The following is a 19,562-nucleotide window of genomic DNA, read 5'->3' on the forward strand; positions in this document are numbered from 1 at the left end:
CGCGAGGAACCAGAGTAATGGCAAAGAAATCCATGGTGAACCGCGAAGTGAAGCGCGCCAAGCTGGTGAAGCAGTATGCTTCCAAGCGTGCGACGCTCAAAGCGGTGATCGAAGACCAATCCAAGCCGATGGAAGAGCGTTTCGGCGCGACCCTGAAGCTGGCACAACTGCCCCGCAATTCATCTGCTGTCCGGTTGCACAACCGCTGCCAGCTGACGGGTCGTCCGCATGCTTACTACCGTAAGCTGAAACTGTCGCGGATCATGCTGCGTGAACTGGCCTCGTTTGGCCAGATCCCGGGCATGGTCAAGTCCAGCTGGTAAGGGAGAGCAGAAATGCCTGTGAATGATCCTATCGGCGATATGCTGACCCGTATCCGCAACTCTCAGATGCGCGGCAAATCCACTGTTTCGACACCGGCGTCCGCGCTGCGTGGCCGGGTTCTGGATGTGCTGCTGTCGGAAGGTTACATCCGCGGTTACGAAAAGAACCCGACCGACAACGGTCAGGGCGAATTCGTGATCTCGCTCAAGTACTACGAAGGCACCCCTGTGATCCGCGAAATCAAACGCGTGTCGAAGCCGGGCCGCCGTGTGTACATGGGCGTCAAGGAAATCCCCTCGGTCCGCAATGGCCTGGGTGTTTCGATTGTGTCGACGCCCAAAGGCGTCATGTCCGATGCAGCTGCACGCTCCGCCAATGTTGGTGGCGAAGTGCTCTGCACCGTATTCTGAGGAGGGTGCAATGTCTCGTATCGGCAAGAAACCCGTCTCTCTGGTCAATGGCGTCTCGGCGTCGGTGTCCGGCCAGACTGTCGAAGTGAAGGGGCCGAAAGGCACCCGCAGCTTTACCGCAACCGACGATGTGACGATCACTGTCGACGGCGCCGAAATCAAGGTGACGCCACGCGGCACCTCGAAGCGCGCCCGTCAGCAGTGGGGCATGGCGCGGTCGATGGTCGACAACCTGGTTGTGGGCGTCTCGACCGGCTTCAAGAAAGAGCTTGAGATTCAGGGCGTTGGTTACCGTGCTGCGGTCGCAGGCAATGTTCTGAAGCTGTCGCTTGGCTATAGCCACGAAGTCAACTTCGCCGTTCCGGCTGGCGTGACCGTCACGTCGCCGAAGCAGACCGAAATCGTTGTGGAAGGGATCGATCAGCAGCTTGTTGGTCAGGTCGCAGCAAACATCCGCGAATGGCGCAAGCCCGAGCCGTACAAAGGCAAGGGCATCCGCTATAAGGGTGAGTTCATCTTCCGCAAAGAAGGTAAGAAGAAGTAAGGGTGGCAAAATGGCTTTGAACAAAAGAGAGCTGTTCCTCAAGCGCCGCCTGCGCGTCCGGAACAAAATCAAGGCGATGTCGAACGGGCGCATGCGCCTGTCCGTGCATCGGTCGTCCAAGAACATCAGCGTCCAGTTGATCGACGACGTGAAAGGCGTGACCGTTGCGTCCGCCTCCACGCTGGAGAAAGATCTGGGTCTGATCGGCAAGAACAACGTCGAGGCTGCGGCCAAAATCGGCGCTGCGATTGCAGAGCGGGCGAAGAAGGCCGGGGTTGAAGATGTATACTTCGATCGTGGTGGTTTCCTCTTTCACGGTAAGATCAAGGCTTTGGCCGACGCTGCCCGTGAAGGCGGCCTGAAGTTCTGAGGAGTTTGGATATGGCAGAACGTGAAAATCGGGGCCGCGGCGGCGATCGTCGTCAGGACTCCCGTGAGGAAACGCCCGAATTCGCTGACCGTCTGGTCGCGATCAACCGTGTTTCGAAAACCGTCAAGGGCGGCAAGCGCTTTGGCTTTGCAGCACTCGTCGTCGTCGGTGACCAGCGTGGTCGCGTAGGCTTCGGCAAGGGCAAAGCGAAAGAGGTGCCGGAGGCGATCCGCAAGGCTACGGAACAGGCCAAGCGCCAGATGATCCGTGTGCCGCTGAAGGACAGCCGCACCCTGCACCACGACATGGAAGGCCGCCATGGCGCCGGAAAAGTCGTGATGCGCACCGCCGTTGCGGGTACCGGCATCATTGCCGGTGGTCCAATGCGCGCCGTGTTCGAGATGCTGGGGATCCAGGACGTTGTTGCGAAGTCGATCGGCTCGCAGAACCCCTATAACATGATCCGCGCCACCATCGACGGTCTGAAAGCAGAGACTTCGCCCCGCCAGGTTGCCGCACGTCGCGGTAAAAAGGTGGCCGAGATCCTGAAAAAGCCCGAAGCTGAAGTGCAGGAGGCCTGATCATGACCGAAGCAAAGAAGACCATCGTCGTGCAGCAGGTGGCCTCGGCCGCCCGCCGCCCGGCCATTCAGACCGCGACCCTCAAAGGTCTGGGCCTGAACAAGATGAACCGCACCCGCGAGCTGGAAGACACACCTTCCGTGCGCGGCATGGTCAACAAGATCTCGCATCTTGTGAAGATCATCGAAGAGCGCGGCTAAGGGCTGGCGGGGTAAACCCCGCCCTACCGCAAAACTTTTGCGCCCCGTGGGAAACCACGGGGCGTTTTCGTTAGGTGATTGCGTGCATGTTTGTTAACGAATTTTAATCTTCGTTAACTTTTGATTGGGACTCTTATCATGCGCCACTTGATTGCAACTCTTGTCTTTCTCGGACTGGCCAGTTTTGGCCTGCAAGTGCAAGCCCATGGCGGTGGATGCCGGAAAAGCTCTCCTCCGGGGCAGTGCTGCCATATGGATAACTCAAAGGGCAGGGTGCATTGCCACTGACCCCAACGTCCGTCGGCTTGACTCAGTGGATGGCGGGGTAAACCCGGCCCTAGCGCAGAACTTACCCGCCCCGTGGAAACCGCGGGGCGTTTTCTTTTTGCGGGGATCCGCTAGGGTGCGCAGACCCTGCTGAAAGGACCGCAGAATGATCGTCCGCTCCCTCGCCTCCATCCTGAACACCGCCGCCCATGTGAAGGGCGACAGCTTTGAAAGCCGCCGGATTTTGCTGGCTGCCGATGGGCTTGGCTATTCGCTGCATGACACGATCTGCAAGGAAGGCACCGCACAGGTGCTGCAGTACAAGAACCATGTCGAGACGAATTATGTCATCGAAGGCGAGGGCGAGGTGCAGAATGTGGCAACCGGAGAGGTGTTTGCCCTGAGCCCCGGTACGGTCTATGTGCTGGACCGGCATGAGGAACACATCCTGCGGGCGCAACGCGGCGATATGCGGATCATCTGCGTCTTCACCCCCGCGCTGACCGGGCAGGAAAAGCACGACGCCGACGGCAGCTATCCGGCGGCGGGGTAGGGGCTATGGAAAATCAGGTGCAGTTCGCTGGGATTTTGAAAGCGATGAAGATGACACTATCGCGCTGGTTTTTCATTTGGTTGGCTGCCAGCGCGACGTCCTCAAATGGGCAAGTGGTAGAAGAAGTTATAATGAAAGTGCCCTGCGGAGTTTCGATTCAGGCCGCACTGGCACGTGACAAAGCGGATGATGCGATTTTCAGACAAGATGAAAAGGACATTGCATATGCTTTCCTTCTGGGTCTGGGATCGAACGATCCTAGGCTTGGTGACATGAAAGAAGTCTATGGTCGTAGCATTGGCGCTGCAGTCTATTTTTGTGGCCGTAACCCAGATGCGACTTTGTTTGATATAGGCCGGATGATCGGGAGAGGTTGAGCGATTTCTGTAGGCGCGGCTAAGCGCCTCAATAGTTTGACTTCACGCAAGCTCTATAGAAATCCAATCCGCTTGCCTAACACCCCCGCAGCCACTATACGCCCCCAGTGACCAACATGGTCACAGAATCAACAAGAAATGCCGTGTTGTCCCCTCCCGTCGCAGGCGGGGATGTTCCGGCGATGGAGAGTGCGACATGAAACTGAATGAACTTCGTGACAATGACGGCGCGAACAAAAAGCAAAAGCGCGTTGCCCGTGGCCCCGGTTCGGGCAAGGGCAAGACCGCTGGCCGTGGTATCAAGGGCCAGAAATCGCGTTCCGGCGTGGCCATCGGCGGGTATGAAGGCGGCCAGATGCCGCTGTACCGCCGCCTGCCAAAGCGCGGCTTCACCAAGCCGAACCGCAAGGAATACGCGGTCGTCAACCTGGGCCTGATCGAGAAATTCGTCGAATCTGGCAAGCTGGACATCAAGCTTGACCTGACCGAAGACATGCTGGTGGCCGCTGGCCTGACCAATCACAAGCGCGACGGCATCCGCATCCTGAACAAGGGTGAGATCAAATCGGCCGTGAAACTGGTGGTTTCGGGCGCATCCGCCGCGGCTGTCGAGGCCATCAAAGCGGCTGGTGGGTCGATCACTCTTCCGGCTGGCGCGGCTGAGTAAGCCACTTCGGGCCAATTGGGTGTTGTGAGCGGCCCTCAGACCGCTTACATCAGCTTTAGTTTTCCCGCGCCGCCGACCGGAGAACGGTCCGGCGGCGCTGTCTTTGAAAGAGACCGGACATGGCATCTGCGGCAGAGCAAATGGCGGCGAACCTCAGCTGGGGCGCCCTTGGCAAGGCGACCGACCTGCGCCAGCGCATCTTTTTTACCATCGGCCTGCTGATCGTTTATCGGCTGGGCACCTATATTCCGGTGCCGGGCATCGATGGCGTGCAGCTGCGCGCCTTCATGGAGGATGCGGGGGCAGGGATCGGTGGCATCCTGAATATGTTCACCGGCGGCGCGATCAGCCGGATGGGCATCTTTGCCCTTGGGATCATGCCCTATATCTCGGCCTCGATCATCGTGCAGCTGATGACGGCGATGGTTCCCAAGCTGGAACAGCTGAAGAAAGAGGGCGAGCAGGGCCGCAAGAAGATCAACCAGTACACCCGCTATGGCACGGTGTTTCTGGCGACGTTTCAGGCCTGGGGCATCGCCGCCAGCCTTGAGGCGGGCGGTCTGGCGCATGATCCGGGGCTGTTCTTCAAGGCGGCCTGCATGATCACGCTAGTCGGCGGCACCATGTTCCTGATGTGGCTGGGTGAGCAGATCACCGCACGCGGCATCGGCAACGGGATTTCGCTGATCATCTTCGTCGGCATTGTCGCTGAATTACCCGCCGCCATTGCGCAATTCCTCAGCCAGGGCCGCGCGGGCGCTATTTCGCCTGCCGTGATCATCGGAGTGATCGTGATGGTGATCGCGGTGATTGGCTTTGTGGTGTTCATGGAACGCGCGCTGCGCAAGATCCACATCCAGTACCCCCGGCGCCAGGTCGGCATGAAGGTCTATGACGGCGGCTCCAGCCACCTGCCGGTCAAGGTCAACCCGGCGGGTGTGATCCCGGCGATCTTTGCCTCGTCGCTGCTGCTGCTGCCGGTTACCATCTCTACCTTCTCGGGCCAGCAGACCGGCCCGGTGATGTCGACCGTTCTGGCCTATTTCGGCCCCGGTCAGCCGCTGTACCTGCTGTTCTTCACCGGCATGATCGTGTTTTTCAGCTTTTTCTACACCTACAACGTCGCCTTCAAGGTTGAGGATGTGGCCGAGAATCTGAAGAATCAGAACGGCTTTATCCCCGGCATCCGTCCCGGCAAGAAGACCGAGGAATATCTGGAATACGTGGTGACGCGTATTCTGGTGCTGGGATCGGCCTATCTGGCGGCTGTCTGTCTGCTGCCCGAAATCCTGCGCAATCAGTTCGGCTTTACCTTCTACTTCGGCGGCACCTCGGTGCTGATCGTGGTGTCGGTTACGATGGATACGATCAATCAGGTGCAGTCGCATCTGCTGGCGCATCAATACGAAGGTCTGATCGAAAAATCGCAACTGCGCGGGCGGAAAAAGACAACGCCCAAAGCCCCCACACGGCGCTGACCCATGGCAAACATTATTCTTCTGGGGCCCCCGGGGGCGGGCAAGGGCACGCAGGCCAAGCGGCTGGTTGACAGTCGTGGCATGGTGCAGCTGTCCACCGGCGACATGCTGCGCGCCGCCAAGACCAGCGGAACTGAAATGGGCCGCCGCGTCGCCGAGGTGATGGAGCGTGGCGCGCTGGTCACCGATGAGATCGTGATCGGTCTGATCGATGAGCAGCTGACAAAGGGCGCTGCGGGCGGCTTCATCTTCGACGGCTTTCCACGCACGCTGAAACAGGCCGATGCACTGGCTGATCTGCTGGCGAAAAAGGGCTTGGCGCTGGACGCGGTGATCGAGCTGTCGGTTGATGACGCAGCCCTTGTGGGCCGCATCGTCAAACGCGCGGAAGAGGCGCGCCTGAACGGCGAGCCGGTCCGCCGCGACGACACCCCCGAAGTGTTCGAAGTGCGCCTGCGGGAGTATTACAAAAACACCGCGCCGCTGATCGGCTATTATTACGCCAAAGGTGCTTTGCGGTCGGTTGACGGTCTGGCCGAAATGGACAGTGTGGCCGATGCTGTCTCGAAAATTCTTGACAAACCCTGAAAACCCCGCCGCCGCCCTTGACGGGCGCGGCATTTGCCCATAAAGCACACCGTCCCGGCATGGAATCGTGCCGAGGTTTCCCATTTCCGGGAAGAGCGTCATCCGGGCCTGGCCCTGATGGAGTTGTGAAAAAAGGTTCTGGCACCACGGAACCGCAACAATGAAAAGGACACACGTTTGGCACGTATTGCTGGCGTTAACATTCCGACCCAGAAACGGGTTCCGATCGCCCTCACCTACATCACCGGTATTGGCCCCGCCAATGCTGAAGCCGTCTGCGCTTCGCTCAACATCGACCGCGCCCGTCGCGTCAATGAATTGTCGGATGCCGAAGTTCTGGCGATCCGCGAATTCATCGATGCGAACTTCACCGTTGAAGGTGACCTGCGTCGCGAAACTTCGATGAACATCAAGCGTCTGATGGACCTTGGCTGCTATCGCGGCCTGCGTCACCGCAAGGGCCTGCCGGTCCGCGGTCAGCGCACCCATACCAATGCTCGTACCCGCAAGGGCCCCGCAAAAGCCATCGCTGGCAAGAAGAAATAAGGGGAGCAGACACATATGGCACGCGATACCAAAGCATCCCGCACCAAGAAAAAAGAGCGCAAGAACATCGCCGCTGGCGTTGTTCACGTGAACTCTTCGTTCAACAACACCAAGATCCTGATCTCTGACGTTCAGGGCAATGCGATTTCGTGGTCGTCCTCGGGCACCATGGGCTTCAAAGGCTCGCGCAAGTCGACGCCTTATGCCGCCCAGATGGCTGCTGAGGATGCTGGTCGCAAGGCTCAGGAGCATGGCATGAAAACCGTTGAGGTTGAAGTGCAGGGTCCGGGTTCGGGCCGTGAATCGGCGCTGCGCGCCCTTGCGGCTGTTGGCCTGAACATCACTTCGATCCGCGACGTGACTCCGCTGGCGCACAACGGTTGCCGCCCGCCGAAGCGCCGCCGCGTCTGATCGGCAGATATTGTGTCGGGCCGTGCGACATCGCACGGCCCGATTTCGGCATTTAAGGACCCTCGGGCGTCCCACCGCTTGCTGGACATGGGCAATGGGACAAGAATGGAGGCGACAGCATGATCCATAAGAACTGGCAAGAACTGATCAAACCGACCCAACTGGTTGTAAAACCGGGATCGGATGCGGCGCGTGTTGCGACCGTGATCGCCGAACCGCTGGAGCGCGGCTTCGGCCTGACGCTGGGCAACGCCCTGCGCCGGGTGCTGATGAGCAGCCTGCAAGGTGCTGCCATCACAAGCGTTCAGATCGACAACGTGCTGCACGAGTTTTCCAGCGTCGCTGGCGTGCGCGAAGACGTGACCGACATCGTGCTGAACCTCAAAGGCGTGTCCATCAAGATGGACGTCGAGGGGCCAAAGCGCCTGTCGATCTCGGCCAAGGGCCCGGGCGTCGTGACGGCGGCAGATATCTCGGAGTCGAACGGCATCGAGATTCTGAACCGTGAGCACGTGATCTGCCACCTTGACGATGGTGCCGATGTGTTCATGGAACTGACCGTGAACACCGGCAAAGGCTATGTCTCGGCCGACAAGAACCGCCCGGAAGATGCCCCGATCGGGCTGATCCCGATTGATGCGATCTACTCGCCGGTGAAAAAGGTCAGCTACGAAGTGCAGCCGACCCGCGAAGGTCAGGTGCTGGACTATGACAAGCTGACGATGAAGGTTGAAACCGACGGCTCGCTGACGCCGGATGACGCCGTGGCCTATGCTGCGCGCATTCTGCAGGACCAGCTGTCGATCTTCGTCAACTTCGACGAGCCGGAATCGGCGAAACTGGGCGAAGTCGATGCGGGTCTGGAATTCAACCCGCTGCTGCTGAAGAAAGTCGACGAGCTGGAACTGTCTGTCCGCTCGGCCAACTGCCTGAAGAACGACAACATCGTCTACATCGGCGATCTGATCCAGAAAACCGAAGCCGAAATGCTCCGTACCCCGAACTTCGGTCGCAAGTCCCTGAACGAGATCAAGGAAGTGCTGTCGGGCATGGGTCTGCATCTGGGCATGGAAGTCGAAGACTGGCCGCCAGAGAACATCGAAGATCTGGCCAAGCGTTTTGAGGACCAGTTCTGACAATTCGGGGGGCGGCAACGCCCCCCAGCACCAAATGCCCGGACTGCCGGGGAACAACTGGGCCACAAGGCCCCAAGGTGAGTGCAGCCGCACGTAGGCCGCACCGGACAAAGTAAAACACGCGTCTTTAGGAGATTCCCATGCGTCACTCGAACGGCTACCGCAAACTGAACCGGACCCATGAACACCGCAAAGCGATGTTCGCCAACATGGCCGGTTCGCTGATCGAACACGAACAGATCAAGACCACCCTGCCGAAGGCCAAAGAACTGCGCCCGATCATCGAAAAGCTGATCACGCTGGCTAAGCGCGGCGATCTGCACGCCCGCCGCCAGGCGCATTCGCAGCTGAAACAGGACATGCACACCGCGCGCCTGTTCGAAATCCTCGGCCCCCGCTACAAGGACCGTCAGGGCGGTTATGTGCGCGTGCTGAAGGCTGGCTTCCGCTATGGCGACATGGCCCCGATGGCGATCATCGAATTCGTTGACCGCGACCCGAATGCCAAAGGCGCTGCCGACCACGCCCGGACCGAAGCGTTCGAGGCTGAATAAGCCGACCAGCCAACCGGCCAGAGTTTCGCAAAGCCCGCCCCCGGTAACAGGGGCGGGCTTTGTTTTTGACCATGTCCGCTGACCTGTGCGCAAGCGGTTGAAACCTCCCGGTGCGTTGCCATATCCCTGTGCAAACCTGAAAGGGATGCCACATGCTCCGCCTCGCCGCCCTCATCCTTCTCTGCGCCACCCCGCTGGCCGCCCAGACCGAATCCCGCCCCCCGGTCACTGCCGCAGAAATCAGCCTCAGCTTTGCCCCGGTGGTGAAATCGACCGCGCCCGCCGTGGTCAACATCTACGCCAGCCGTGTGGTTGAAGAACGCCTGTCGCCCTTTGCCGGTGATCCGTTTTTTGATCAGTTCTTCAGCGGCTATGGCCAAAGCCAGCCAAGGGTGCAGAACTCGCTGGGGTCGGGGGTGATTGTCTCGGGTGATGGCATCGTGGTGTCGAATTACCATGTGGTGGGCCGCGCGACCGAAATCCGCGTCGTGCTGAACGACCGCCGCGAATATGCCGCCGATCTTATCCTGGGCGATGAGGAAAGCGATCTGGCCATCCTGCGCCTGAAAGATGCCGCCGACCTGCCCGCGCTGGAATTCCGCGATTCCGATGAGGTAGAGGTCGGTGATCTGGTGCTGGCCATCGGCAACCCGTTCGGCGTGGGGCAGACGGTGTCTTCCGGTATCGTGTCGGGCCTCGCACGCAGCTCGGTCGAGCTGGGGCGCGGCTACTTTATCCAGACCGATGCGGCGATCAACCCCGGTAATTCCGGCGGTGCGCTGGTGGATATGAAGGGGCGTCTGGTCGGCATCAACACAGCGATTCTGACCCGCTCGGGTGGGTCGAATGGCATCGGCTTTGCCATTCCGGCCAATCTGGTGGAAACGGTGGTGGCGCAGGCGGTGGCGGGTGGCACGCGGTTTGAACGCCCTTGGGCCGGAGTGAACGGGCAGGCGATGGATGCCGGGCTGGCGGCGGCGATGAACCTGCCGCGCCCGGATGGTGTTCTGTTGTCCGATCTGCACCCGGAAAGCCCCTTTGGCAAGGCGGGCCTGCGCCCCGGCGACGTGGTGCTGTCGGTCGCGGGCGCGCCGACCAACACGCCGCAGGAAATGATCTTCCGCCTGTCCGCGCTTGGCATCGGGGCGACCGTGCCGGTCACCTATCTGGATGAGGACGGCACCACGACCGTCGATGTCACCCTGATCGCCGCGCCCGAATTGCCGCCGCGTGATCCGGTCAGCATCACAGACCGGGTCGCCCTGCGGGGCCTGAGCGTGGCGCGGATCAACCCGGCCCTGATGGCCGAGATGGGGCTGCTGATGGATGCCAGCGGTGTGGTCGTGACGGCAGCGCAGGATCTTGCCGCACAGGTTGGTCTGCGCCCCGGCGATGCGCTGCTGGCGATCAATGGCCGCCCGATCACCGATCCGCAGGATGTGGCCACCGCCGCGCAGGAACAGACCCGCCTCTGGGCCATCGATGTGAACCGGGGTGGCCAGATCCTGCGCCTGCGTTTCCGGCTCTGACGCATGTCGGGTTTGGCTGGAATACACCTGAACGTGACATGCTCTGGCGCAGTCGCGCGCAGGGGCGTAGGTTAAGCCCATGCCAGACCTGTTTGACACCGCCGCCGCGACCCCGAAAGCCGAAGGCCCCCGCCCTCTGGCCGACCGTCTGCGCCCGCAGACGCTGGCAGAGGTAATCGGGCAGCGCCACGTGCTGGGCCCCGAAGGGCCGCTTGGGGCGATGCTGGCGGCAAAATCGCTGTCTTCGCTTATTCTCTGGGGCCCGCCCGGCGTGGGCAAGACCACGATCGCCCGGCTCCTGGCGGATGAAACCGATCTTGCCTTTGTGCAGATCTCCGCCATCTTCACCGGCGTGCCGGATCTGCGCAAAGTGTTCGAATCCGCCAAGATCCGGCGGCAGAACGGGCAGGGCACACTGCTTTTTGTTGATGAAATTCATCGCTTCAACAAGGCGCAGCAAGACGGGTTCCTGCCACATATGGAGGATGGCACCATCCTGCTGGTCGGCGCCACGACTGAGAACCCGAGTTTCGAGCTGAACGCCGCCCTTATGTCGCGCGCGCAGGTGATTGTGCTGGAACGCCTGTCGCTTGCCGATCTGGAACGCATGATGCAGCGCGCCGAAATGGAGCTTGGCCGCACGCTGCCCCTGACCGGCGAGGCGGGCGAGTCGCTGCTGGAAATGGCCGATGGCGACGGGCGGGCGCTTCTGAACCTGATCGAGCAGGTGGCGGCGTGGCGGGTGGAAAAATCCATCGACCGTGATCAGCTGGCCACCCGGCTGATGCGGCGGGCCGCGAAATACGACAAATCGGGCGAAGAGCATTACAACCTGATTTCTGCCTTGCACAAATCGGTGCGCGGGTCGGACCCCGATGCCGCGCTTTACTGGTTTGCCCGCATGCTGGAAGGCGGCGAGGACCCGCGCTTCCTTGCCCGCCGCCTGACCCGGATGGCGGTAGAAGATATCGGCCTTGCCGAACCGCAGGCGCATTCGGTCTGTCTGGACGCGTGGAACACCTACGAACGGCTTGGCAGCCCCGAGGGAGAGTTGGCGCTGGCCAATGCCGTGGTCTACCTCGCGCTCGCGCCCAAATCGAACGCGGTCTATGTAGCCTATAAGGCGGCACGGGCCTCGGCGCGTGAGACTGGCAGCCAGATGCCCCCGCGCCACATACTGAACGCGCCGACCAAGATGATGAAGGATATCGGCTATGGCTCGGGCTATGCCTATGACCATGAGGCCGAGGATGGCTTTTCCGGGCAGGACTACTTCCCCGAAGGCATGAAGCGCCCGGTGTTCTATCTGCCGCCCGAACGCGGCTATGAGCGCGAGCTGAAAAAGCGGGTGGAGTATTTTGCGAAACTGCGGGCAAAGCGGCAGGGTGGCTGAGCGCAGCGCAGGGTGCGGGCCACAGGGCGTGTTTTAGCCAGGATGAATGCGGCAGCAGAATGCGCAATGCCTGTGCGTCGGGCGAGCGCACGTTGACAATTCCGCCCAATAACCGCAAAGACAGCCCTTAATCCTGACCCCTGCAGGCCCGTTGCGGGCGACCGGGGTGTCGTTTCGTTCTCGCTTGCCGCAGGTCTGGTGGGCCTCCAACTTGCAAGGTCCATGATATGAGTGGCGTGAAAACATTAACGGTGTCTGAAGATGAGGGCGAACAGCGGCTGGACAAATGGTTCAAGCGCCGCTTTCCGCAGCTGACCCAGGGCCATGTCGAAAAGATGTGCCGCACCGGGCAGATCCGGGTCGATGGTGCGCGGGCACGCGCGGCAGACCGCATCGCCCCCGGCCAGACCATCCGCGTGCCGCCCTTGCCCGACACCGAAGCGCCCAGCCGTTCCCCCGAAAGCCGGATCTCTGCCGCCGATACCAAGCTGATCCAGAACGCGGTGCTGTGGAAGGATGAGCATATCATCATCCTGAACAAACCCGCCGGCCTGCCGTCACAGGGCGGCTCTGGGCAGGGCGACCGGCATGTGGATGGGTTGGCCGAAGCGCTGAAGTTCGGCTACAAAGACAAGCCCAAACTGGTCCACCGGCTGGACAAGGACACATCGGGCCTGTTGATGCTGGCGCGCACCGACCGGGTGGCGCGGGCGCTGTCCGAAGCGCTGCGCCACCGCAACACCCGCAAGATCTATTGGGCGCTGGTCGCCGGTGTGCCGCACCCGCGGCAAGGGTCGATCAAATACGGGCTGATGAAGGCCCCCGGCGGCGGGCGGGGCGAGGGTGAAAAGATGCTCTGCATCCACCCCGCCAAGATGTCAGACTTCCCAGATGCCAAACGCGCGCATACCGACTTTTTTACGCTCTGGTTCCTCGGCACCCGCATGAGCTGGATGGCGCTGGAGCCGGTCACGGGCCGCACCCACCAGCTGCGCGCGCATCTGGCCGAACTGGGCCACCCGATCATCGGTGACGGCAAATACGGCAGCACCGCGCAAGAGAATATGGGTGACGGCTGGGGCGCGCAGGCCGGGGGTGAGATGTCGAAGAAGATGCACCTGCACGCCCGCATGCTGTCGGTTCAGCACCCGATCACCAAGGAGATGATGACCTTTACAGCACCCTTGCCCGAACACATGGCACGGACGTGGAAGCTGCTGGACTGGAACGAAAAAGACGTCCCCGCCGACCCGTTTGAGAGCTTGCGGTGAGCGCCTGGGCGGCCAAGCGGTTCTGGGCTGCGGCGCAGGCCGTACCTTGCGCTGGCGGCTTCACCGTCCGGCTGGATGCGAAGCCGGTAAAGACCCCGGCCAAGCAGCCGCTGACATTGCCCACGCTGGCAATGGCGCAGGCCATTGCCGCTGAGTGGGATCAGCAGCAGGGCCTGATCCGGCCCGACACCATGCCGCTGACCCGCGCCGCCAATTCCGCCATCGACAAGGTCGCCCCGCAGGTGGATGGCGTGGTGGCTGAGATTGCCAATTACGGCAGCACCGACCTGTTGTGCTACCGCGCCACCGATCCGCAGCCGCTGATCGACCGGCAGGCGGCGGGCTGGGGTCCGTGGCTTGACTGGGCGCGCGACGAACTTGGCGCGCCGCTGGATGTCACCCATGGCGTCATTCCGGTGCCGCAACCTGCCACCAGCCTTGCCCGCCTGCGCGCCCATGTGGCGGCGCATACCCCGTTCCAGCTGGCGGCCCTGCATGACCTTGTGGCGATCTCCGGCTCGCTGGTTCTGGGCCTTGCGGTGGCGCGGCAGCGACTTACGGCAGAGCAGGCTTTTGCCCTCAGCCGAATCGACGAATCCTGGCAAAATGAGCTCTGGGGCACCGATGAAGACGCCGCCGCGCTGGAGGCCCTTCGCCGCGACGCTTTGCTGACAGCAGAGCGATTCTTTGCATTGTGCGGGTAACAATCCTGCCTAAAACGCAGGCGCTGCGACGCCAACCTGCCCGGAACAGCCTTTAAAGCGTTAATATGCAAAGAATTTAGGCAAATTTCTGCGACACGCTTGACCTTTCAAACCGCTTCGGAGGAAACTGTCCCAACTGGGAGAGGCTCACCTCCACTAGTTTCGTCCCCGTCCGCCCATCAACCGGCCTCGGGGCATAAAAAACGTCGGCACAAGGCTGACAACTCAGGATGAGGTAAGAATGAAACAATCCGTATTCCTCGGCACCCTCGCGGCCACCACCCTGTTTGCAGGTATGGCACTGGCGCAGGGCACCTCGACGCTTGCAACCGTCAAGGCCCGTGGCGAACTGAACTGTGGCGTCAACACCGGGCTGGTCGGCTTTGCCGCCCCGGATGCAAGCGGCAACTGGCAGGGCTTTGACGTTGCCCTGTGCAAAGCCGTTGCCGGCGCGATCTTCGGCGATGCATCCAAAGTGGTCTATATCCCGACCACATCGTCGGACCGCTTTGAACAGCTGACCTCGGGCCGGATCGACTTTCTGATCCGCAACACCACCTGGACCTTCTCACGCGATACGGACCTGAAAATGGATTTCGTCGGCGTGAACTACTATGACGGTCAGGGCTTCATGGTCCGCAACGATCTGGGCGTGTCTTCGGCCAAAGAGCTGAACGGCGCCACGATCTGCATCCAGACCGGCACCACCACGGAACTGAATCTGGCTGACTACTTCAAAGCCAACAACATGACCTATACGGCGGTTCCGATTGAGACCAACGCCGAAGGCGAACAGCAGTATCTGGCTGGGGCCTGCGACGCCTACACCACCGATGCGTCCGGTCTGGCAGCCACCCGTGCAGCCTTTGCTGACCCGGAAAACCACGTCATCCTGCCGGAAATCATCTCCAAAGAACCGCTCGGGCCTGCAGTGCGCCATGGCGACAGCGAATGGGGTGATGTGATCCGCTGGACGATGAACGCTCTGGTCGCTGCCGAAGAATTCGGCATCACCTCGGCCAACATCGACGAACTGGCGACCTCGTCGCAGAATCCGGAAGTTCAGCGTTTGCTGGGCAGCTCGGACAATCTGGGCGCGATGATCGGGCTTGACGTTGAATGGGCCAAGAACGCGATCAAGGCCTCGGGCAACTATGGCGAGATTTTCGCGGCAACCATCGGCGAATCGACCCCGATCGGTCTGGCACGCGGTCTGAACGCACAGTGGACCCAGGGCGGTCTGCTCTACACCCCGCCGTTCCGTTGATCGGCTAGGAGATCTGGGCGCGCCGTCATGGCGCGCCCTTTCCAAAACCAAGATCCTTTCCAAAGCAAGAACAGGGTAATCCGCAGCGTCGGGGGATCGTCCCCACACACAAGGGCAAAGCCCGGGCACGCGCGGACTTCAGGGGAAAATAAATGGCCGTAGTCACGGAAGAACCGAAAGCTGGCTTTCGGCTCGGGATGCTCATCTACGACACCCGCTATCGTTCCATCACCATTCAGATCATTGTGCTCATGCTTGTCATGCTGGGGGCTGCCTGGCTGATTGACAACCTGCTGCGCAATCTGGCCGCACTGGGGCGGGGCATCGATTTCGGGTTCCTGTGGAACCGCGCCGGGTATGATATCAACCAGACGCTGGTGGAATACACCAATGACAGCACCCATGCCCGTGCAACGCTGGTCGGGCTGCTGAATACGCTGCTGATCGCCTTTCTGGGCTGTATCGCGGCGACGGTTGTGGGGGTTATCGCCGGAGTTCTGCGCCTGTCGAACAACTGGGTGATTGGCCGGCTGATGACGGTCTATGTCGAGATTTTCCGCAACATTCCGCTGCTGCTGTGGATCCTGATCATCTACACCATGTTCACCGAAGCCTTTCCGGCCCCGAACGCATTTCGCGGCGACACGCCGGCGGCGTCGATGGTGATGTTTGACACGGTGGCCTTTACCAACCGCTACACCGCCATTCCGTGGCTGATGTTTGACCGCTCGCTCGGCTGGCTGCCCTTGGGTCCGCTGTGGCTGAACCTTGATCTGACGGCGATTGTGGCAGCACTGCTCGGCGGGTTCCTGATCAACCGCGCCATCCTGCGCCGCGCGACCCGCATTCAGGAAGCCACCGGCGTCCGCCCCACCACCTGGTGGCAGTGCCTGCTGGCGCTGTTCGGGCCGATCATTCTGGTGCTGCTGGCGCTTGGGACCCATCTGGACAGCCCCAGCCTGCAAGGCTTCAACTTCACCGGGGGGCTGCAGGTTTCCAACTCGCTGGTGGCCCTGTGGCTGGCGCTGACGCTCTATACCGCCGCCTTTATCGCCGAAATCGTCCGCGCCGGGATCAATGCCATTTCGCGCGGGCAGTCCGAGGCGGCCTTTGCCCTCGGCCTGCGCCCTGGCCGCACGATGAGCCTGATCATCCTGCCACAGGCGCTGCGGGTCATCATCCCGCCGCTGATCTCGCAATACCTCAACCTTACCAAGAATTCGTCGCTGGCCATCGCCGTCGGCTACATGGACCTGCGCGGCACGCTGGGCGGCATCACGCTGAACCAGACCGGGCGCGGGCTGGAGGCGATGATGCTGCTGATGCTGATCTACCTGATCATCAGCCTGCTGATCTCGTCTGCGATGAACGTCTACAACAACCGCGTCAAGCTGAAGGAGCGCTGAGATGAACACCAGCACAAGCACCTTCGTGCGCACCGAAATGCTGCCCGAACAGGCCCCGCCACTGACAGAGGCCGGTGCCGTCAAATGGGTGCGCGAAAACCTGTTCTCGTCCGTCCTTAACGGTATCCTGACCGTTCTGGGCATCGCGGCCGTGGCCTGGATCATCCTGCACATCGCACCCTGGCTGTCACGTTCGGTCTGGAACGCGGGCAGCCTGTCCGAATGCCGCCTGATCATCGCCGAGCGCCATGGCCCCGGTGTCACCGGCGCCTGCTGGGCCGTGATCCGCGAACGCTGGCCGCAATACCTGTTCGGCTTTTACCCGTCGCACCTGTACTGGCGCCCGGTTCTGGCCTTTGTGCTGCTGTGCGTCGCCGTGGCCCCAGTGCTGTTCGACAAACTGCCGCGCAAAATGCTGTGGTTCTCGCTGATCTACCCCGCCGTCGGCTTCTGGCTGCTGTGGGGCGGCACGGTCTGGGTTCCGGTCATGGCGGTCGCGGGCTTTGTCATCGGCTACTTCGCCGCGAAGCTGCTGCAGCCCGTCGCCGGCACCATCCTTGCCACCATCGCCGCCGTTCTGGCACCTGTGCTGTGGTGGCTGTTCCTTGCCGGCCCTGCGGCTGACGCGTTGCAATCCATCCTCCCGATCGCGCTGCAAGGCGTGCGCTCGCGGGAATTCGGCGGCTTCATCCTTGCCTTCACCATCGGCTTCACCGGCATCGCCTTTTCGCTGCCGCTGGGGATCATGCTGGCGCTTGGCCGTCAGTCCGACATGTTCATCGTCAACAAACTGTCGGTCGGGTTTATCGAATTCATCCGGGGTGTGCCGCTGATTACCCTGCTGTTCACCGCCTCCCTGCTGCTGAACTACTTCCTGCCGCCGGGCACCGATTTCGACATCATCCTGCGCGTCATCATCATGGTGGTGCTGTTTGCAGCCGCCTACATCGCCGAAGTCGTCCGGGGCGGTCTCGCCGCCCTGCCACGCGGTCAGTACGAGGCCGCCGATGCACTGGGGCTGGACTATTGGAAGGCGCAGCGCCTGATCATCATGCCGCAGGCGCTGAAAATCTCGATCCCCGGCATCGTGTCGACCTTCATCGGCCTGTTCAAGGACACCACACTGGTGGTCTTCGTCGGCCTGCTCGATCCGCTCAAGGGCATCACCGACGCCGTCCGCGCCTCCACCGACTGGAAGGGGATCTATTGGGAACCCTACATCTTCGTCGGTGCCATCTTCTTTTTGTTCTGCTTCGGCATGTCCCGGTACTCGATGTATCTGGAAGCCAAGCTGAAAACCGATCATCGCTAAGGGAGCCGGAACATGTCCGAAGCCATCGCCCGCAAGATTGACCGCAGCCATATGCAGGTCAGCAATGAAGTCGCCATCCAGATCACCCAGATGAACAAATGGTACGGCACCTTCCACGTGCTGCGCGACATCAACATGACCGTCAACCGGGGGGAGCGGATCGTGATCTGCGGCCCCTCCGGTTCCGGCAAATCCACCCTGATCCGCTGCATCAACCGGCTGGAAGAACACCAGCAGGGCCAGATCATCGTTGACGGCACCGAACTGACCTCTGACCTGAAAAACATCGACAAGGTGAGGTCCGAGGTTGGTATGGTGTTCCAGCACTTCAACCTGTTCCCGCATCTGACCATCCTCGAAAACCTCACCCTCGCGCCGATCTGGGTCCGCAAGACCCCGAAAGCCGAGGCGGAAGAGGTGGCGATGCACTACCTGCGCAAGGTGAAAATCCCTGAACAGGCGAACAAATACCCCGGCCAGCTGTCCGGCGGCCAGCAGCAGCGCGTCGCCATCGCGCGGTCCTTGTGCATGAAGCCGCGCATCATGCTGTTCGACGAACCCACCTCCGCGCTCGACCCCGAGATGATCAAAGAGGTGCTCGACACCATGATCGAACTGGCGGAAGAGGGGATGACCATGCTGTGTGTGACGCACGAAATGGGCTTCGCGCAGGCTGTCGCAAACCGGGTGATCTTCATGGATCAGGGCCAGATCGTGGAACAGAACGCGCCGAAAGAGTTCTTCAACAACCCGCAATCGGACCGGACCAAACTGTTCCTGTCGCAGATTCTGGGCCACTGACACAGGCGGGCCCAGCACCGGACCGCCACAAAAGGGCCCTGCGGGGCCCTTTTTTCATCTTGTGCACAGGCACGGCCTGCCCGAAAAGCACCCTGAGCGGTGCCCGTCGCACCGGGCAAGAAAGCAAAGCACCATGGCCAGCCCTTCAACCTCGCGCGTGGACAGGCTTTTGTCTTCCATGGGCTATGGCTCGCGGAGCGAAATGGCGCAACTGGCCAAGGCCGGTCGCATCACGCTGGACGGCACTGCGCTGTCAAGTGCGTCCGGGCGCATCAAGGTCACCCCGGATCTGCCCACCCGCATGAAGATCGACGGTCAACCGATTGATCCGGTTGCGGGTCTGGTCATGCTTTTGCACAAACCTCTGGGCATGACCTGCTCGCACAAGGAGGCCGGGCCGCTGGTCTATGACATCCTGCCGCCCCGCTGGCGGCAGCGCACACCGGCAATTTCCACCATCGGGCGGCTGGACAAGCAGACATCGGGCCTGCTGCTGCTGACCGATGATGGTGCCCTGCTGCACCGCGTGATCAGCCCGCGTCAGCATGTCAAAAAGGTGTATCGCGCCCGGCTGGCCCGGCCGCTGGACGGGACAGAAGCCGCGTTGTTCGCCTCGGGTCAGCTGATGCTGGAAGGTGAGGCCAAGCCGCTGGCCCCGGCGGGGCTGGAAGTGATCTCGGAAACCGAGGCGCGGCTGACCGTGACCGAAGGCCGCTACCATCAGGTACGCCGCATGTTTGCGGCCACCGGCAACCACGTCGAAGACCTGCACCGCGAGAGTCTGGGCGGGCTGTCCCTGCCGGACAGCCTGTCGCCCGGTCAGTGGGTGCTGCTGACCGAGGCACAGATTGCCCTGATCTTTCAATAGGTCAC

General features: G+C 61.4%; 24 protein-coding genes. All 24 read left to right on the top strand.

The window, feature by feature from the left end:
- Positions 1–17: 17 nt before the first annotated feature.
- Positions 18–323 carry a 30S ribosomal protein S14 gene (gene rpsN / locus Q7J44_RS01760; RefSeq protein WP_103334355.1) on the top strand — a complete coding sequence of 102 codons (306 nt, stop codon included), beginning with the start codon at positions 18–20 and terminating at the stop codon, positions 321–323.
- Positions 324–335: 12 nt separating this feature from the next.
- Positions 336–734, top strand: a complete 399-nt coding sequence (gene rpsH / locus Q7J44_RS01765; protein WP_304876413.1) for a 30S ribosomal protein S8 — start codon at positions 336–338, stop codon at positions 732–734.
- Between the two features lie 10 nt (positions 735–744).
- Positions 745–1,278 (top strand): 50S ribosomal protein L6, encoded by a 534-nt coding sequence (rplF, locus tag Q7J44_RS01770; protein ID WP_304876415.1) that lies wholly within the window; start codon positions 745–747, stop codon positions 1,276–1,278.
- 10 nt (positions 1,279–1,288) lie between these two features.
- Entirely contained in the window at positions 1,289–1,648 is a 360-nt protein-coding gene (gene rplR, locus Q7J44_RS01775; RefSeq protein WP_304876417.1) for a 50S ribosomal protein L18, read from the top strand.
- Between the two features lie 11 nt (positions 1,649–1,659).
- The gene (gene rpsE / locus Q7J44_RS01780; protein ID WP_103334358.1) at positions 1,660–2,229 is read left to right on the top strand and encodes a 30S ribosomal protein S5; all 570 of its coding nucleotides are present in this window, start codon (positions 1,660–1,662) and stop codon (positions 2,227–2,229) included.
- 2 nt (positions 2,230–2,231) lie between these two features.
- Positions 2,232–2,429, top strand: a complete 198-nt coding sequence (gene rpmD, locus Q7J44_RS01785) for a 50S ribosomal protein L30 (RefSeq protein ID WP_103334359.1) — start codon at positions 2,232–2,234, stop codon at positions 2,427–2,429.
- Between the two features lie 433 nt (positions 2,430–2,862).
- Positions 2,863–3,249 (top strand): ectoine synthase, encoded by a 387-nt coding sequence (locus Q7J44_RS01790; RefSeq protein ID WP_304876419.1) that lies wholly within the window; start codon positions 2,863–2,865, stop codon positions 3,247–3,249.
- Between the two features lie 5 nt (positions 3,250–3,254).
- The gene (locus Q7J44_RS01795; RefSeq protein ID WP_304876421.1) at positions 3,255–3,626 is read left to right on the top strand and encodes a hypothetical protein; all 372 of its coding nucleotides are present in this window, start codon (positions 3,255–3,257) and stop codon (positions 3,624–3,626) included.
- A 196-nt stretch (positions 3,627–3,822) separates the two neighbouring features.
- The gene (rplO, locus tag Q7J44_RS01800) at positions 3,823–4,293 is read left to right on the top strand and encodes a 50S ribosomal protein L15 (protein WP_304876423.1); all 471 of its coding nucleotides are present in this window, start codon (positions 3,823–3,825) and stop codon (positions 4,291–4,293) included.
- A gap of 119 nt (positions 4,294–4,412) precedes the next feature.
- Positions 4,413–5,771 carry a preprotein translocase subunit SecY gene (gene secY / locus Q7J44_RS01805; protein WP_304876425.1) on the top strand — a complete coding sequence of 453 codons (1,359 nt, stop codon included), beginning with the start codon at positions 4,413–4,415 and terminating at the stop codon, positions 5,769–5,771.
- 3 nt (positions 5,772–5,774) lie between these two features.
- On the top strand, positions 5,775–6,359 hold the full coding sequence (locus Q7J44_RS01810) for an adenylate kinase (protein ID WP_304876427.1): 585 nt from the start codon (positions 5,775–5,777) through the stop codon (positions 6,357–6,359).
- Positions 6,360–6,536: 177 nt separating this feature from the next.
- Positions 6,537–6,905, top strand: coding sequence for a 30S ribosomal protein S13 (gene rpsM / locus Q7J44_RS01815; RefSeq protein ID WP_304876429.1), 369 nt, complete (start codon positions 6,537–6,539; stop codon positions 6,903–6,905).
- 15 nt (positions 6,906–6,920) lie between these two features.
- Positions 6,921–7,316, top strand: a complete 396-nt coding sequence (gene rpsK, locus Q7J44_RS01820) for a 30S ribosomal protein S11 (protein ID WP_304876431.1) — start codon at positions 6,921–6,923, stop codon at positions 7,314–7,316.
- A 119-nt stretch (positions 7,317–7,435) separates the two neighbouring features.
- Positions 7,436–8,452, top strand: coding sequence for a DNA-directed RNA polymerase subunit alpha (locus tag Q7J44_RS01825; protein WP_135433348.1), 1,017 nt, complete (start codon positions 7,436–7,438; stop codon positions 8,450–8,452).
- Positions 8,453–8,592: 140 nt separating this feature from the next.
- Positions 8,593–9,006, top strand: a complete 414-nt coding sequence (gene rplQ / locus Q7J44_RS01830; RefSeq protein WP_103334367.1) for a 50S ribosomal protein L17 — start codon at positions 8,593–8,595, stop codon at positions 9,004–9,006.
- 152 nt (positions 9,007–9,158) lie between these two features.
- Complete coding sequence (locus Q7J44_RS01835; protein ID WP_304876434.1) at positions 9,159–10,535, top strand: Do family serine endopeptidase; 1,377 nt, start codon at positions 9,159–9,161, stop codon at positions 10,533–10,535.
- A 79-nt stretch (positions 10,536–10,614) separates the two neighbouring features.
- Entirely contained in the window at positions 10,615–11,928 is a 1,314-nt protein-coding gene (locus Q7J44_RS01840) for a replication-associated recombination protein A (RefSeq protein ID WP_304876436.1), read from the top strand.
- A gap of 227 nt (positions 11,929–12,155) precedes the next feature.
- Positions 12,156–13,199, top strand: coding sequence for an RluA family pseudouridine synthase (locus Q7J44_RS01845; RefSeq protein ID WP_304876438.1), 1,044 nt, complete (start codon positions 12,156–12,158; stop codon positions 13,197–13,199).
- Positions 13,196–13,903, top strand: a complete 708-nt coding sequence (locus tag Q7J44_RS01850; protein ID WP_304876440.1) for an ATP12 family chaperone protein — start codon at positions 13,196–13,198, stop codon at positions 13,901–13,903. Before Q7J44_RS01845 ends, Q7J44_RS01850 begins: the two co-directional genes overlap by 4 nt.
- Positions 13,904–14,144: 241 nt before the next feature.
- Complete coding sequence (locus tag Q7J44_RS01855) at positions 14,145–15,170, top strand: amino acid ABC transporter substrate-binding protein (protein ID WP_304876442.1); 1,026 nt, start codon at positions 14,145–14,147, stop codon at positions 15,168–15,170.
- Positions 15,171–15,322: 152 nt separating this feature from the next.
- Complete coding sequence (locus Q7J44_RS01860) at positions 15,323–16,576, top strand: amino acid ABC transporter permease (RefSeq protein ID WP_304876444.1); 1,254 nt, start codon at positions 15,323–15,325, stop codon at positions 16,574–16,576.
- 1 nt (position 16,577) lies between these two features.
- On the top strand, positions 16,578–17,888 hold the full coding sequence (locus Q7J44_RS01865; protein ID WP_304876446.1) for an amino acid ABC transporter permease: 1,311 nt from the start codon (positions 16,578–16,580) through the stop codon (positions 17,886–17,888).
- Between the two features lie 12 nt (positions 17,889–17,900).
- On the top strand, positions 17,901–18,689 hold the full coding sequence (locus Q7J44_RS01870; RefSeq protein ID WP_304876449.1) for an amino acid ABC transporter ATP-binding protein: 789 nt from the start codon (positions 17,901–17,903) through the stop codon (positions 18,687–18,689).
- Between the two features lie 133 nt (positions 18,690–18,822).
- Entirely contained in the window at positions 18,823–19,557 is a 735-nt protein-coding gene (locus Q7J44_RS01875; RefSeq protein ID WP_304876450.1) for a pseudouridine synthase, read from the top strand.
- Positions 19,558–19,562 lie beyond the last annotated feature (5 nt).

This window comes from Pseudotabrizicola sp. (assembly GCF_030656345.1).
In the GTDB taxonomy this organism is placed as follows: domain Bacteria; phylum Pseudomonadota; class Alphaproteobacteria; order Rhodobacterales; family Rhodobacteraceae; genus Pseudotabrizicola.